The organism is Bifidobacterium sp. wkB338, assembly GCF_003688325.1.
In the GTDB taxonomy this organism is placed as follows: domain Bacteria; phylum Actinomycetota; class Actinomycetes; order Actinomycetales; family Bifidobacteriaceae; genus Bombiscardovia; species Bombiscardovia polysaccharolytica.
The window spans coordinates 76748-89443 of record NZ_NPOR01000001.1; the positions used below are offsets into that span (position 1 = coordinate 76748).

Sequence of the window (12696 nt, forward strand, 5' to 3'; positions counted from 1 at the left end):
GCCATGGGTCATGTCAACAAGGCACGCAGAAGAAGATTGCCCAAAATCAAAAATCCCTCCCCCTTGCCCGATGGTTTCGGACAAGGGGAAGGGATTGGAAGTGCAGCGGTCAGGGGCGCCGCATACCCCCGGGGCTGGTCACCTTCGACTCGACGAGATCCGGCGGATGGTCTTGTTTCTGGCCACATAGGTGACGAAGGCCAGGCCGTAAGCAATCAGCGAAAGCCAATCCGCTGTGACCAAGGAAAAGACCATGCAGAAGATCATCCAGTACTGCACCCCCCGAATAATCGTCGAGGGCCGCATGGCCCGCAGAGCCACGATGAAGGAAACCGCCCCAAGAATGAGCAGTAGAAAACCGTAGGATTGGGCCACGGTGGCCGCGCCGTTGACTGTGGCCATGTCGTCGGCCAGACGTCCGGCACGGCCAAGGATGGCATAGCCCTCGTCCTTGAACCAGGGCGAGTAGATGAACATGGTTACCGAGGCCATGATCACGTTGATGGCTGCCGCAACCAGGAGGATGATCTTCTCGGTCCTTCTGCTCGCTACGTCCTTGCCCGCCAGATGATTGCTACGGTTTTCCTTTGCCATTGTTGCCGCCTTCCCTGATTCAGCCCTTGAGGCCCGAGGTGATGTTCAGCGACTGCAGGAAGTAGCGCTGGGCGAACACGAAGAGCAGCAGGGTGGGAATGATGGCCAGGCAGGTGGCCGCGCAAAGCGTGCCCATCTGGTTGTATTGCATCATCTGATTGCCCAGCAGCTGTAGGCCGGCCGTGACCGGGGTCTTCTTGATGTCGTTGAAGACCAGGGTGGGCCAGAGGAAGTCGTTCCATGCTCCAGTGAAGGCGAACAGGAAGATCACGATCAGGATTGGTCGGATGGAAGGCAGCATGATGCTGCGGAAGATGCGGAAATCGCCGGCGCCGTCAATCTCGGCAGCCTCGTCGATCTCCTTGGGGATCCCCTTCATGAAGTTGCGCACCAGGAAGATATTCGCCACGTTCCCCAAGCCGGGGATGATGCAGGACCAGTATGAGTTGATCCAGCCGAAGGTGGCCACGATGCGGTATGTGGGAATCATGTTGACCACACCCGGAAACATCGAGATGAGCAGGAGGACGAAGAAGAGCGTGTCCCTGCCCTTGAAGTTGATTCGGGAGTAGCCGTACCCGGCCAGAGCCACCACGCAGACCGCCAGGATGCCATGGGACAGCGAGATGACCAGCGAGTTGCCCAGCCAGTTGAAGACAGGGTAGGAGGCCGAGGCCTGCAGCAGGGTCAGATAGTTGACGGTGACCCAGTGCGCAGGCAGGAAGTTGTAGGCGTTCTTCAGGAACTCCTGGGGTGACTTGAACGATGTCGTGATGGTATAGACCACAGGAATGATCCAGACCACAGCCAGGACGATCAGCACCGCATAGATGGCCACCAGCGAAGGCTTGAGCACCTTGTGGTGGTTTTCGGGCACGTTCTCGCCGCCGGGAACCGCTGCGCTGGGGCCAGGAGCCTTGAGCCCCTTGCCCAGGGATGCCATATCAAGGGTTGCCGAACTCATGTCAGTCCTCCTTATTCATGAAGAATATCTGGACCAGGGAGATCAGCATGAGGATGATCCCCAGCAGCAGGGCCATTGCCGAGGCCATGCCAGCGGCCGAAGGCCCCTGCGGGAAGGCCAGGTTCCTGATGTCCATCAGCAGCACCTGCGAAGTATAGGCAGGACCGCCGCCGGTCAGCATTTGAGGCTGACCCCAGACATTGAAGGCACCACCCGTGGTCATGATGGTCGTATAGAAGAGCGGCAGCTTGATGGCCGGCAGGGTGATGCTGAAGAACTGCCGGATGGGTCCGGCCCCGTCCACCGAGGCCGCCTCGTACAGATCCTGGCTTACCCCGGACAGGGCCGACCGATAAATGATCAGGTTGCCACCGATGCCTCCCCAGAGACTGAGGACGAAGATGGCGATCCAGGCCCAGGGCTGCTTGCCCAGCCAATTGATGTCCCACCGGAAAGTGGTATTGAGCAGGCCGAACTGGGAGTTGAAGACCAGCCGCCAGACCAGGGCGCCTGCCGCCACGGAGATCAGACCGGGCACATAGAAGATGGCCTGGAAGAGCCCCACTCCCTTCAGGTGCTTGGTCTGCAAGGCGCAGGCCAGCAGCAGGGGGACGACGATGGTCAGGGGCACGCTGATCAGCACGAAGATGATCGTGTGCCACATGTCCCTCCAGAAGATGGAGTAGAAGTAGGTGGACTTGTCGAAGATCAGCTTGAAGTTGCCCAGGCCGACCCAGGTGGGTGAACCGACCAGGTTCCACCTGGTGAAAGCCAGGTAGATGCCGAAGAAGATCGGGATGACACCGAAGATGGCGAAGACCACCATGTGCGGGGCGATGTAGGGGAAGGCGTGCCAGAAGGACTTCTGTCCCAGTGGACGACGCTTGCCCCGTTCATCCATGACTGCGGTTGTACCGTGTGCGCTCATGATTGCTCCTGAATCTGGATCTGGCCCTGGGTCATCAGATCAAGCGTCTTCAGACCTTCCTCCAGGGAGATGTTCCGATAGACGATGTCCATGAAGGATCCCCACCCGGCTGTGGCATAGCCGCCATAGATGTAGTTGGAGGTCTTGATCCACTGCCGTTCACGCTTGTCATTGGTGAAGGAGGCCTGGATGAGCTTCTGGTATTCCGGGTTGTTCAGGTCACGGTAGGCCGGAGAGATGGACCCTACGTCCGACCACATCATCCAATTCCTGTAGACGAAGTCCACAAAGTCGGCGGCCGCTTTGACCTTGGCCTCGGGCCGGTTCTTGTCCTTGAGCTGGAGCCAGTTCTGCTGGTACAGGAAGTTGGAAGGATGCTCGGTACCGTACTGGAGGGTGTTGATCTCGCCAACCTTGTCCTTGCCCAGGGTGGAGGACATGTTGCCCTGCGCCCAGGTGCCCAGCATGCCGAAGACCGCATGCCCAGAGGCGAAGACCTGCTCACCGTCGCTGTCGATGGGCGAGAGCATGCCCTGGTCGTTGAGGTCGCGCAGTGCCTTGAGCGGCTTGCGCCAGCCCGGACCGGTCATGTCCTTGACGCCATCCTCGATGTTGCTTCCGGTGCTGTAGAGCAGGGACATCATGGCCCAGGGCAGGTTGCCCAGGCAGAGTCCATAGACGTCCTTGGGCAGCTTGCCCTTCATGGAGGCGATCTCATCGGTGGTGACCAGCCGGTCGTCCAGGATATAGTCCAGGCCGTACTTGTGGATCAGATCCTTGTTGTAATAGATGGCCATCTGGAACATGTACAGGGGGATGCCATAGGACTTGCCCTTGACGACGGTGTTCTGCCAGGCCTGCGGCAGGAAGTTCGACTCCTTGAGCTCCGGGTGGTACTTGGTCCACACCGACGAGGGGTTGAGCAACCCCTGGCTCTGCAGAACCGAAGTGGAGAACGAATCGTTGATGACCAGATCGGGGATGTTCTTCCCGGTCTGCATGACGCTGTAGATCTTGGTGGTCAGATCTCCGCCGTTCATAGGCTGGAAGACCACCTTATACTCGGGGCTCTGTGCATTGAAGGCCTTGATGATTTTCTGCATGGCCGGACCGTCATCGCCGGTCAAACCATTCCAGAAGTAGATCTCCTTGGCGGATTGATCGCCGCCGCCACAGCCTGCGGTCGAGACCACCATGCCGCATATGGCCGCCAGGCTCAGCAACAGCCTGAGCCAACGTCGCGCAAATAGGGGCATGTGGGTTCCACCTCCCCCGTGTCTTTCTTCCTTGAAGACACTCACGATCCCTTTTGCTCCTCTCGATGGGACCGGCACACCCGTATGCCGGCAACCCTGCATCGTTTCTTCAGAGCCCGTCGGCCCCCGGGCATCAAACATCAACACCCTGCGAGCCGGACCGACCGGTTCATGTTGATTTGCAACGTTGCAAATTCAGGGTAACACGCCTTCTCTAATGAACAAAATCGTCGTTCCATATCAGAACCAGCCAGGCAGGTCTTGGGCACAGGCATTGCTGAAACCAGAGCCAATCTCCCGGCTGACAGGTAGACTTGGGACATTATGGCAGCATTTTCATCTTTGACCGATCGGCTCTCCCAGGCCTTCACCCATCTGCGCTCCAAGGGGAAGCTGACCGAGGCCGACATCGACGGCACAATCCGCGAGATCCGCCGCGCCCTTCTGGATGCCGATGTCTCCCTGGATGTGGTGCGCTCCTTCACCGGACGCATCCGGGAACGCGCCTTGGGCGAGGAGGTCTCCAAGGCTCTGAACCCGGCCCAGCAGGTGGTCTCCATCGTCTACGACGAACTGACCAGTATCCTGGGCGCGGGAGTGGATCGACCGCTTAATTTCGCCAAGAATCCGCCCACAGTCATTATGCTGGCCGGCCTGCAGGGTGCGGGCAAGACCACACTGGCCGGCAAGCTGGGCTACTGGCTCAAGGATGCCGGGCACACTCCCCTTCTTGTGGCGGCCGACCTGCAGCGGCCAAACGCAGTCACCCAGCTCCAGGTAGTTGGCGAGCGCGCCGAAGTACCGGTATACGCACCCGAGCCAGGCGTGCAGACCGAAGGATCCGAGCTGGCGGCCCCGGGGCAGGTCACAGGCGATCCCGTCAAGGTCGCGGCCGACTCGATCAGGGTGGCCAAGGACAAGCTCTACGACGTGGTCATTATTGATACGGCCGGTCGACTGGGCGTGGATCAGGAGCTGATGGAGCAGGCCCGTAATATCCGCGATGCCGTCCACCCCGATGAGATCCTCTTCGTCATCGATGCCATGATCGGCCAGGACGCGGTCGCCACAGCCAAGGCCTTCGACCAGGGCGTGGACTTCACCGGTGTGGTGCTGTCCAAGCTGGATGGCGATGCCCGCGGCGGTGCGGCTCTGTCGGTGGCCTCGGTGACCGGCAAGCCCATCCTCTTCGACTCCAACGGCGAGGGTCTCAAGGACTTCGAGGTCTTCCACCCTGACCGGATGGCCTCCCGGATTCTGGACATGGGCGACATCCTGACCCTGATCGAGCAGGCCCAACGCCAGTTCGACGAGGAGGAGGCCCGCAAGGCCGCCGGGAAGATGTCCGAGGGCAGCTTCGGCCTGGACGACTTTCTGGAGCAGCTCCAGCAGGTTCGCAAGCTGGGTTCCTTCAAGAGCATCCTGGGTATGATCCCAGGCATGGCCCAGCATCGCAAGGAGCTTGAGCAGTTCGATGAAAAGGAGGTGGACCGGACCCAGGCCATCATCCAGTCGATGACTCCCCAGGAACGACGCAACCCCAGCATCATCGACGGCTCACGACGGGCCCGGATCGCCTATGGCGCCGGCACTACGGTCTCGGCGGTCAACGGCCTGCTGCAACGGTTCGAGCAGGCTGCCAAGATGATGAAGCGGATGACCAATGGCAGCCGCTCGATCCCCGGCATGGGCGGCATGGGCGCTGGCAGCGGCAAGAAGGGCAAAAAGGGCAAGAAGGGCCGCAAGGGTTCCCGCTCAGGCAATCCCATGAAGCGGGAGGCCGAAGAGAGGGCTTTACGCGAGCGCCTCTCCGGCAAGGGCAAATCCTCCGGCGGCTCCGCCTTCGCCAAGCGCCCCGAGACTCCGCAGATGCCCGAGGGCCTGCCGGACCTGCCCCCCAACCTGGGAGGCGGACTGGGCGGTCTCTTCGGCGGCCGATAACCCCCTTCCTCCTGCAGGAGACAATGGCACGTGAACACCCTTCTCTGGATTCTCCTGGGGCTCATCGCCTTGTGGATGGCACTGCGCTTCCTGCCAGCCGGAGCTGACCGGCACCGCCCTCTGGTAGAGCTGATTGCTCTGATCGACCTGCTGACCGCTCCTCTGTTGGTCATGTTGATATGGACGGTCGTCGCAGGCGCATGGCCCCAATGCCTGCTGGCGCTGATTGAACTTACTCTGGTCAGCTGCCAGCGCCTGCGCTACCGACTACCTCCAGCAGACCGGACCAGTCAATCATCTTCTGGCCATCGGCTGAGCGTCATGACTCTGAACTGCCGCTTCGGCAGGGCCGATCCTGAGGAAATCGTACGTTGCGTGCGCGCCTACGGAGTAGAGGTTCTGGCCCTGCAAGAGGTAAAGGGAAAGCTGCTGGAATCACTTCAGGCTGCAGGCCTGAATCAGCTCCTGCCCTATCTGACACAGGGGACTGCGAACCCTGACGACAACGGCGGCTACAACGTTATCTTCTCGGCCCATCAACCCGTCAAAGCCTCCCCGTCGGCCCTGAACCTTCCGGCGGCTGCAGTACCCCTGGTCGAGCTCAAGACCAGCTCTGGACCGATCCGAGTGGCCAGCGTCCATCCCAAATCACCCCAACGAGGCGCCAGACAGTGGGGCACGGGCATCGCCGCCCTGGCCAGGCTGACCCATCCGCACGCGCCCACCATCGTCATGGGCGATTGCAACGCCACCCTGCAGCATCCGACCTTCCGGGCTATGCTAGCCAAGTCCGGGCTGCATGACGCTTCTTTGCACTTGAAAGCCGGCAGCCACCCGACTTTCCCCTCGGCAAGCGCGCTACCCTCGTTGATTGAAATCGACCATATTCTGACGGACGGCAACCTGGTCCCACAATCCATGCGTGCCCTCCGAATTCCAGGCAGCGACCATCGAGCTCTAGTGGCCCGTCTGACTCTGCCGCGTCAGCTCTGAACACCATACAGGCTCACCACCCGCCATATCCCAAGGGTGAGGTATACTTTTGTTGTTATTCATGTCCGGAGGAGCCCTCTCATTCCGACGGCCGTGAGGAACACGCCAGGAGCGCCACCATGCCCCACATGGAGACGCCGCCGGGCACACCAAGTACCAAGGAGAGCCGTTTTGGCAACCAGAATTCGTCTGAAGAGAATGGGCAAGAAGTTCTACCCCTTCTACCGCGTGGTCGTGGTCGATTCCCGCAAGAAGCGCGATGGCAAGGTCATTGAGGAGATCGGCACCTACGATCCCAACACCCAGCCCTCTTCAATCAAGATCGACTCCGAGCGCGCCCAGTACTGGCTGGGCGTAGGCGCTCAGCCCAGCGACCCTGTCTTCAACCTCCTGAAGATCACCGGTGACTGGCAGAAGTTCAAGGATCTGCCCGGCAAGGAAGGCACCCTTAAGGTGCCGCAGGCCGAGGTCGACGCCCAGGCCCGCATCGAGCAGGCACAGAACGAAGCTCAGAAGCTCAAGGCCGCCAAGTCCGAGGCTGATGCCAAGGCCAAGGCTCAGGCAGAGAAGGAAGCCCCCAAGGCCGATGAGTCGGCGGATGCCGCCCAGGCCGAGCAGGCAGCTGAGTAAGGCACATTCACCAAGGATTGGAAGGACCGGCTATCATGCTTGCACAGGCCGTTGAGCACCTGATCAGGAACATCGTGGACTTTCCCGATGACGTGTCGGTCAAGTCCCACGAGAACTCTCGCGGAGAGTTGTTGCGGGTGCGTGTCAACCCCGAGGACATCGGCCGCGTGATTGGCAGGGGCGGCAGGACCGCCAACGCCATCCGCACCGTGATCCAGGCCCTGGCCGACCACAAGGTGCGCGTCGACATCATGGACGTGCGCCGGTGAGCCCCAGCCGGTCCACCAATCACGACCCGCAGGGTCCGGACCCTCAGCAGCGAAGGTTGCTGAGGGTCTGCCGTATCGGCCGCGCCCAGGGACTCAAGGGCGAGGTCAACGTATATGTCTACACCGACGAGCCTGAGCGGCGCTTCGCCCCCGGCTCCCAGTTGCAGACCAAGGACGGACAGTTTTTCACGGTGGTTTCCTCCCGCCGCTTCAAACAGCGTTGGATCGTCCTCTTCAAAGGAGTGGAAGACAGGAATGCCTCCGAAGCGTTGAATGGCATCGAACTGTATGTCCAGGCTGATCCAGCCGAGGAGCTGGCGCAGGAGGATGCTTGGTATCCCGAGGATCTGATTGGACTCGAGGTTCGTATGGCCCCGGGCAACTCACTGGGTGAACCGTCCGGACGAGTGGTCGGCCAAGTCAGCGATGTACTGGATGGTGTAGCCCAGCAGCAGCTGCAGATCCACATGACCACCGCAGAAAACGACGAGGAAACGGAGGGGCTGATACCCTTCGTCGAAGCCCTGGTACCCCAGGTTGACATTGAAAACGGATACGTGTCCATCGATCCACCTGGGGGGCTTCTGCCTGGCCTGGGTTGAATCCGTCTTTGAGCAAAACCGCAAGTGGGGGTCAGCGCCCTTTTTCGTGCCGCTGACCCCCACTTATGGGAAATGCGCCTGTATAGCAGGAAATGTTGCACAGCTACATGTCTTCAACCACCAGATATGTCATATCCAGAGGGCCATGCACGCCCACCACGATCACCATCTCGATATCGCCCGTGTTGGAGGGACCGGTGATGAAGTTGATGTTGGAGGTCTTGAGCTCGCCTGAGACCAGGGCTGGGTCATAGTAGTCCATGGCCTGCCGGGTTCGGGGCAGAATCTTCGACTTGCGAATGATGCTCAGATAGTGCACCGGCAGGAAGTGGAAGGCACGACCCTGACCAGGAGTGGTAGCCACTGTGATGGTGCCAGACTCGGCCAGGAGGAAGTCCGCAAAGGCGATGGCCGTTCCAGACTCGTCGGCGGTCTTGATGTTCTCCTCGCGGCTGGCCCCCGGCTTCCAGAAAGTGGCGGGCGGGTTCAGGCTGTCCCTCCACTCCTCCAGTCCGAAGTCTGCGAACAGGTCGGAAGTGGGCAGCATCACATGGTCGCTGTCGTCCTTGCGTGAATCAATGAATTCATCCAGGGCAGTGGGCAGCTCAGCCTTGATGCAGGTGCGGAAGTCCACATGGACGGCCTCGCTGCTCTTCCGGGCGATCTCCAAGAGCTCGTCCTGGGTATGACCCGACAGGGTGGTCTCAGGCAAATCGTTGACCGGCACCAGAGGATGATCCTTGAGCTGGTGACGGGGACGACCGCTCTTCTTGGCCAGGTAATCCAGGAATACCTCACGATCGGTCATGCCTGCTGCTCCTTCTTGTGATGAGCGAACCAACTGCGGAAGTTCTCCCCGTGCTTGGGCGGATCCGGCAGATCACGCACCTTGGTCCATCCGCCGAAGACGAAGGGCATCCATTCCACATGCCGATCACTGGCGAAGAGGTTCTTGGCCGTCTCCGGCTGCTTCTTGGATATGGGCGTCAGCATGGTGTGGTCTACACCCAGGGCAGTGCGGAAGAGCGAGGAGTGGCCGGTTCCCAAGCCCATGACCCTCATGACCGTGTCATCGATCAGATTGGCCTTGGACTGGTCATCCATCATGATCCTCCTGTGTTCAATCATGAGCTGATGCAGGGGGATCTTGACCGGACAGGTGGCTGTGCATGCCGCACACAGACTGCAGGCGTAGGGCAGGTCTCCGAAGTCGTCATAGCCGCCGTCCAGCACCGGCGAGAGCACCGAGCCAACAGGGCCCGGATAGATGGATCCGTAGCCATGACCGCCGATGTGCCGGTAAATGGGGCAGACGTTCAGGCAGGAGGCACAGCGGATGCACTGAAGGATGGGCTCGAAGACCGTTCCCAGAGCGTTTGAGCGGCCGTTGTCCAGAATGACCACATAGAAATCGTCCGGTCCGTCCGACTCCTGACCGGTGCGCGGCGCAGTGTAGGTCAGGTAGGAGGTCAGCTTCTGGCCGACAGCGGACCGGGCCAGCATGTTGTCCATGGTCTCGGCCTCTTTCATGGTCGGCACCAGACGCTCCATGCCCATGACCACCACCTGGGTCTTGGGGATGCACATGGCCAGGTCGGCGTTGCCCTCGTTGGTCACCAGGTTGATCATGCCCGTGTCGGCCACGGCGAAGTTGCAACCGGTGATGCCCATGTCGGCCTCGAGGAAGTGCTTGCGCAGAACCTTGCGGGAGAACCGAGCCATGTGCTGAGGGTCGTTGTCGCCCTTGTAACCCAGCTTCTTCTCGAAAACCTGCCGAACCTGTTCGCGGTTCTTGTGCAGGGCGGGGAAGACCAGATGCGTGGGCTGGTCCCAATCATCCTCCTCCAGGATGAACTCAGCCAGGTCGGTCTCAAGCACTTCCAGACCGGGCACAGTCATCAGCGTGGGATCCAGGTTGATCTCGCTGGTCACCATGGACTTGCTCTTGACGACGTGCTTGGCCTTCTTTTCGATGGCGATCTGCTTGATGTACTGGGCAGCCTCATCGTCGGTCTGAGCGAAGAAGACATGGCCGCCGCGCTTCTCCACGTTGTCGGCGAACTCCTCCAGGTAGTCAGGCAGGTAGCGGATGACATGCTGACGAATCTGCTCGCCAAGGTCGCGCCACTGTTCCCAGTTGCCCAGTTCCTGACGGGCGGCCTCCCGCTTGACCCACTGTGCATCCTGGGCCTTGGCCACGGCCTGTTGGGCGAATTTGTCCTGCTCCGATTCTTTGACCCTGGTCAGGAAGGGAGCCTTGCTGGTCCGCAGATATTGCGCGGCCTTCTTGCCATTGACCATGCTGCTCATACCAGAGCCCCCTCCTCCTTGGCAGCTCTGACGGAACCCGCTGCCCCATCGCCAGCAGAGCGGCCTTCCACATACTTGACGCGACGCATATCCACGTTGTGATTGAGCACCTCAGCCAGGTGCATGATGGTGATCTTCTCGCCGCGCCGGTTGAAGCGACCGCCGATGTTCATCAGACAGCCCGGATCGCAGGAAATGAGAACGCTGGCCTTGGTGCTGAGCACGTCGTTCACCTTCTCGTCCACCATCTGCTTGGAGATCTCAGGCTCCTTCATGGAGAACATGCCGCCGAACCCGCAGCAGTTCTCAATGTGGGGCAGGGGAACCATGGTCAGTCCCTTGACATGGTCCAGCAGGACGAAGGGGCTGGTCCGCTCCCCCAGCAGCCGGGTCATGTGGCAGGAGCGGTGGTAGGTGGCCACAGCATCGAGTTCGGCGCCGGCATCCAGCACACCCAGCACCCGATAGAGGAACTGCGAGAACTCATAGGTCTTGTCGGCCATGATCTGGGCTTTGGCTGCATAGACCGGGTCGGCCCGCAAATGGAAGGGCAGCTCCTTGAGCATATTCACGCAGGAGCCTGCCGGACCCACGATATAGTCGGCATCCACGCTCAGCAGGGCATCGACCTCATTGCGCATGACCTGCATGCTCTCCTTGACATACCCGCTGTTGAAGGTGGGTTGGGCGCAGCAGATCTGCTCCTTGGGAAGATAGGTGTCGCAGCCGAACCGCTCCAACACCTCCACCATGGCCTTCCCCACGTTCGGAAACATGAGGTCCACCACGCAGGTGGAGAATATAACTACTTTCATTACCGCACCTCTTTACAACCTTGCACGCCAGGTCCGAACCATCTCTGGATTGCGGAGAAACCCAACATCACCTGAACCCCTAATCCTTCCAACACATCGCTGCCTTGCGACCACCACGCTCATGCGGTCATCGATGCGCAATCCTTGAAAGGACCCATCATTATCATGGTCTCGACCTGGAATCCGCGCCGTCGAAAATCGCCCACCCTCAGCTTTTGAACGTGTGAGATTTACCACATATATCTTACCACGACGGTCTGGGGATCTTTGGCATGTCAAGGATGAGAGGTGACTGGTCGATTCGCTACAGTGGATTCAGACCCTGCGCGGCCATTCTCGTGAAAGGGGCAATCGGCGCATGTCCAACCACCTGCAACTCCTCATGCTCTATGCACCCGCCATCATCTTCGGCCTGCTCTTCCTCTGGGACCTGCACAAGGAGCCACGGCAGTTCCGCAATGCCATCTGGTTGCTGCTCCTGCTGCTGACCCTGGGCGGAGCGCTTCTTCTGCAGTTCGGCATGCGCTGGCTGATCCTGCCCCTGGTCATCCTGCTCATCGCCGCTCCCCTGTTGGTGATTTGCTTCCTGCTGGCCAACACGGTCATCGTCATCCGACACGAGGGGGTCTCCCTGACCACTCTGCTGCCCGGCCTGCTTGCACTGGCCGTGGTGGCCTACATGCTTCTTTCACCCCTCCTGGCTGGGTTTGGCGCACCCTCATGGCTGCAGAAGCTGGCCGGGCTGATCGACCTGGAAGCCACCTGGTTCTTCTTCTCCTTCCTAGCCCTGCTGCTCTATTCCAACTTTTACAGGATGCTGCCCCGCAAGCGTCGCTACGACTACATCATCATCCACGGAGCCGGCCTGCGCGGTGAAGAACCTACGCCTCTGCTCAGGGGACGTCTGGACAAGGCTGTAGACCTCTGGAAGCGACAGGGACGGCGTGGGCGCTTCGTGGTCTCCGGAGGGCAGGGTCCCGACGAGGTCATCAGCGAGGCCAGGGCCATGGCTCAGTATTTGCGCAATTCCTGCGGGGTGCCAGCCGAGGCCATCATCATGGAGGACAGGTCGACCACAACCCTGGAGAACCTGCGCTACTCCAAGCAGATCCTGGATGACCGCTACGAGATGGGCACCGGACCCGAGCATTACCGTGTGGCCCTGGTCACCAGCGACTACCACGTCTTCCGGGCAAGCGAATACGCCAGCAAGGTCGGGCTGAATGCCGATGGAATCGGCTCACACACCAAGGGCTACTACTGGCCGACCGCCTTCATCCGGGAGTTCGTGGCCATCACCCGCATGCACTGGTGGCCCTACCTGGTCCTTGCACTTGGCTGGGCCGTTTGGGTCGGCATCTCATTGCTGAATTAAAACCATTGGCCTTCCAGAA

13 protein-coding genes are annotated in these 12696 nt (G+C 60.3%); 6 read left to right on the forward strand and 7 right to left on the reverse strand.

Annotation, left to right across the window (positions count from 1 at the left end; all coding sequences use genetic code 11):
* Window positions 1-138 precede the first annotated feature (138 nt).
* Genes CI603_RS00350 through CI603_RS00365 form a run of 4 tightly spaced genes read right to left on the reverse strand, consistent with a single transcriptional unit; the run spans window position 139 to window position 3787 of the window.
* Entirely contained in the window at window positions 139-594 is a 456-nt protein-coding gene (locus tag CI603_RS00350) for a hypothetical protein (RefSeq protein WP_121912583.1), read from the reverse strand.
* Window positions 595-613: 19 nt separating this feature from the next.
* Window positions 614-1558, reverse strand: coding sequence for a carbohydrate ABC transporter permease (locus CI603_RS00355; RefSeq protein ID WP_259465423.1), 945 nt, complete (start codon window positions 1556-1558; stop codon window positions 614-616).
* Window position 1559: 1 nt separating this feature from the next.
* The gene (locus CI603_RS00360; protein WP_259465424.1) at window positions 1560-2486 is read right to left on the reverse strand and encodes a carbohydrate ABC transporter permease; all 927 of its coding nucleotides are present in this window, start codon (window positions 2484-2486) and stop codon (window positions 1560-1562) included.
* On the reverse strand, window positions 2483-3787 hold the full coding sequence (locus tag CI603_RS00365; RefSeq protein WP_259465425.1) for an ABC transporter substrate-binding protein: 1305 nt from the start codon (window positions 3785-3787) through the stop codon (window positions 2483-2485). Before CI603_RS00365 ends, CI603_RS00360 begins: the two co-directional genes overlap by 4 nt.
* 279 nt (window positions 3788-4066) lie before the next feature.
* Between CI603_RS00365 and ffh the strand changes: the two genes are divergently transcribed.
* The 5 genes from ffh (at window position 4067) to rimM (ending at window position 8177) form a co-directional block, all read left to right on the forward strand.
* On the forward strand, window positions 4067-5683 hold the full coding sequence (gene ffh / locus CI603_RS00370) for a signal recognition particle protein (RefSeq protein ID WP_121912584.1): 1617 nt from the start codon (window positions 4067-4069) through the stop codon (window positions 5681-5683).
* A 30-nt stretch (window positions 5684-5713) separates the two neighbouring features.
* Complete coding sequence (locus CI603_RS00375; protein ID WP_121912585.1) at window positions 5714-6676, forward strand: endonuclease/exonuclease/phosphatase family protein; 963 nt, start codon at window positions 5714-5716, stop codon at window positions 6674-6676.
* Window positions 6677-6847: 171 nt separating this feature from the next.
* Window positions 6848-7306, forward strand: coding sequence for a 30S ribosomal protein S16 (rpsP, locus tag CI603_RS00380; protein WP_046322448.1), 459 nt, complete (start codon window positions 6848-6850; stop codon window positions 7304-7306).
* A gap of 35 nt (window positions 7307-7341) precedes the next feature.
* A complete protein-coding gene (locus tag CI603_RS00385; RefSeq protein WP_015021362.1) occupies window positions 7342-7575 on the forward strand; it encodes an RNA-binding protein in 234 nt (77 codons plus the stop codon).
* Window positions 7572-8177, forward strand: coding sequence for a ribosome maturation factor RimM (gene rimM / locus CI603_RS00390; protein ID WP_121912586.1), 606 nt, complete (start codon window positions 7572-7574; stop codon window positions 8175-8177). The genes CI603_RS00385 and rimM overlap by 4 nt, the downstream gene beginning before the upstream one ends.
* Window positions 8178-8280: 103 nt before the next feature.
* On the opposite strand, the gene CI603_RS00395 is transcribed toward rimM, so the two are convergent.
* The 3 genes from CI603_RS00395 to CI603_RS00405 are packed head-to-tail and all read right to left on the reverse strand — an operon-like array spanning window position 8281 to window position 11302.
* Window positions 8281-8985: a lactate utilization protein C gene (locus CI603_RS00395; protein WP_121912587.1), complete on the reverse strand. Its 705-nt coding sequence runs from the start codon at window positions 8983-8985 to the stop codon at window positions 8281-8283.
* Window positions 8982-10487, reverse strand: coding sequence for a LutB/LldF family L-lactate oxidation iron-sulfur protein (locus CI603_RS00400; protein ID WP_121912588.1), 1506 nt, complete (start codon window positions 10485-10487; stop codon window positions 8982-8984). The genes CI603_RS00395 and CI603_RS00400 overlap by 4 nt, the downstream gene beginning before the upstream one ends.
* Window positions 10484-11302, reverse strand: coding sequence for a (Fe-S)-binding protein (locus tag CI603_RS00405; RefSeq protein ID WP_121912589.1), 819 nt, complete (start codon window positions 11300-11302; stop codon window positions 10484-10486). The genes CI603_RS00400 and CI603_RS00405 overlap by 4 nt, the downstream gene beginning before the upstream one ends.
* A 358-nt stretch (window positions 11303-11660) precedes the next feature.
* Between CI603_RS00405 and CI603_RS00410 the strand changes: the two genes are divergently transcribed.
* Entirely contained in the window at window positions 11661-12677 is a 1017-nt protein-coding gene (locus CI603_RS00410) for a YdcF family protein (RefSeq protein ID WP_259465426.1), read from the forward strand.
* Window positions 12678-12696 lie beyond the last annotated feature (19 nt).

Excerpts from the sequence above, each read along its gene's own strand:
- CI603_RS00405 (WP_121912589.1), bottom strand. The coding sequence starts at position 11,302 with ATGAAAGTAGTTATATTCTCCACCTGCGTGGTGGACCTCATGTTTCCG.
- ffh (WP_121912584.1), top strand. The coding sequence starts at position 4,067 with ATGGCAGCATTTTCATCTTTGACCGATCGGCTCTCCCAGGCCTTCACC.
- CI603_RS00395 (WP_121912587.1), bottom strand. The coding sequence starts at position 8,985 with ATGACCGATCGTGAGGTATTCCTGGATTACCTGGCCAAGAAGAGCGGT.
- CI603_RS00360 (WP_259465424.1), bottom strand. The coding sequence starts at position 2,486 with ATGAGCGCACACGGTACAACCGCAGTCATGGATGAACGGGGCAAGCGT.
- CI603_RS00355 (WP_259465423.1), bottom strand. The coding sequence starts at position 1,558 with ATGAGTTCGGCAACCCTTGATATGGCATCCCTGGGCAAGGGGCTCAAG.
- CI603_RS00385 (WP_015021362.1), top strand. The coding sequence starts at position 7,342 with ATGCTTGCACAGGCCGTTGAGCACCTGATCAGGAACATCGTGGACTTT.
- CI603_RS00400 (WP_121912588.1), bottom strand. The coding sequence starts at position 10,487 with ATGAGCAGCATGGTCAATGGCAAGAAGGCCGCGCAATATCTGCGGACC.
- CI603_RS00410 (WP_259465426.1), top strand. The coding sequence starts at position 11,661 with ATGTCCAACCACCTGCAACTCCTCATGCTCTATGCACCCGCCATCATC.
- CI603_RS00350 (WP_121912583.1), bottom strand. The coding sequence starts at position 594 with ATGGCAAAGGAAAACCGTAGCAATCATCTGGCGGGCAAGGACGTAGCG.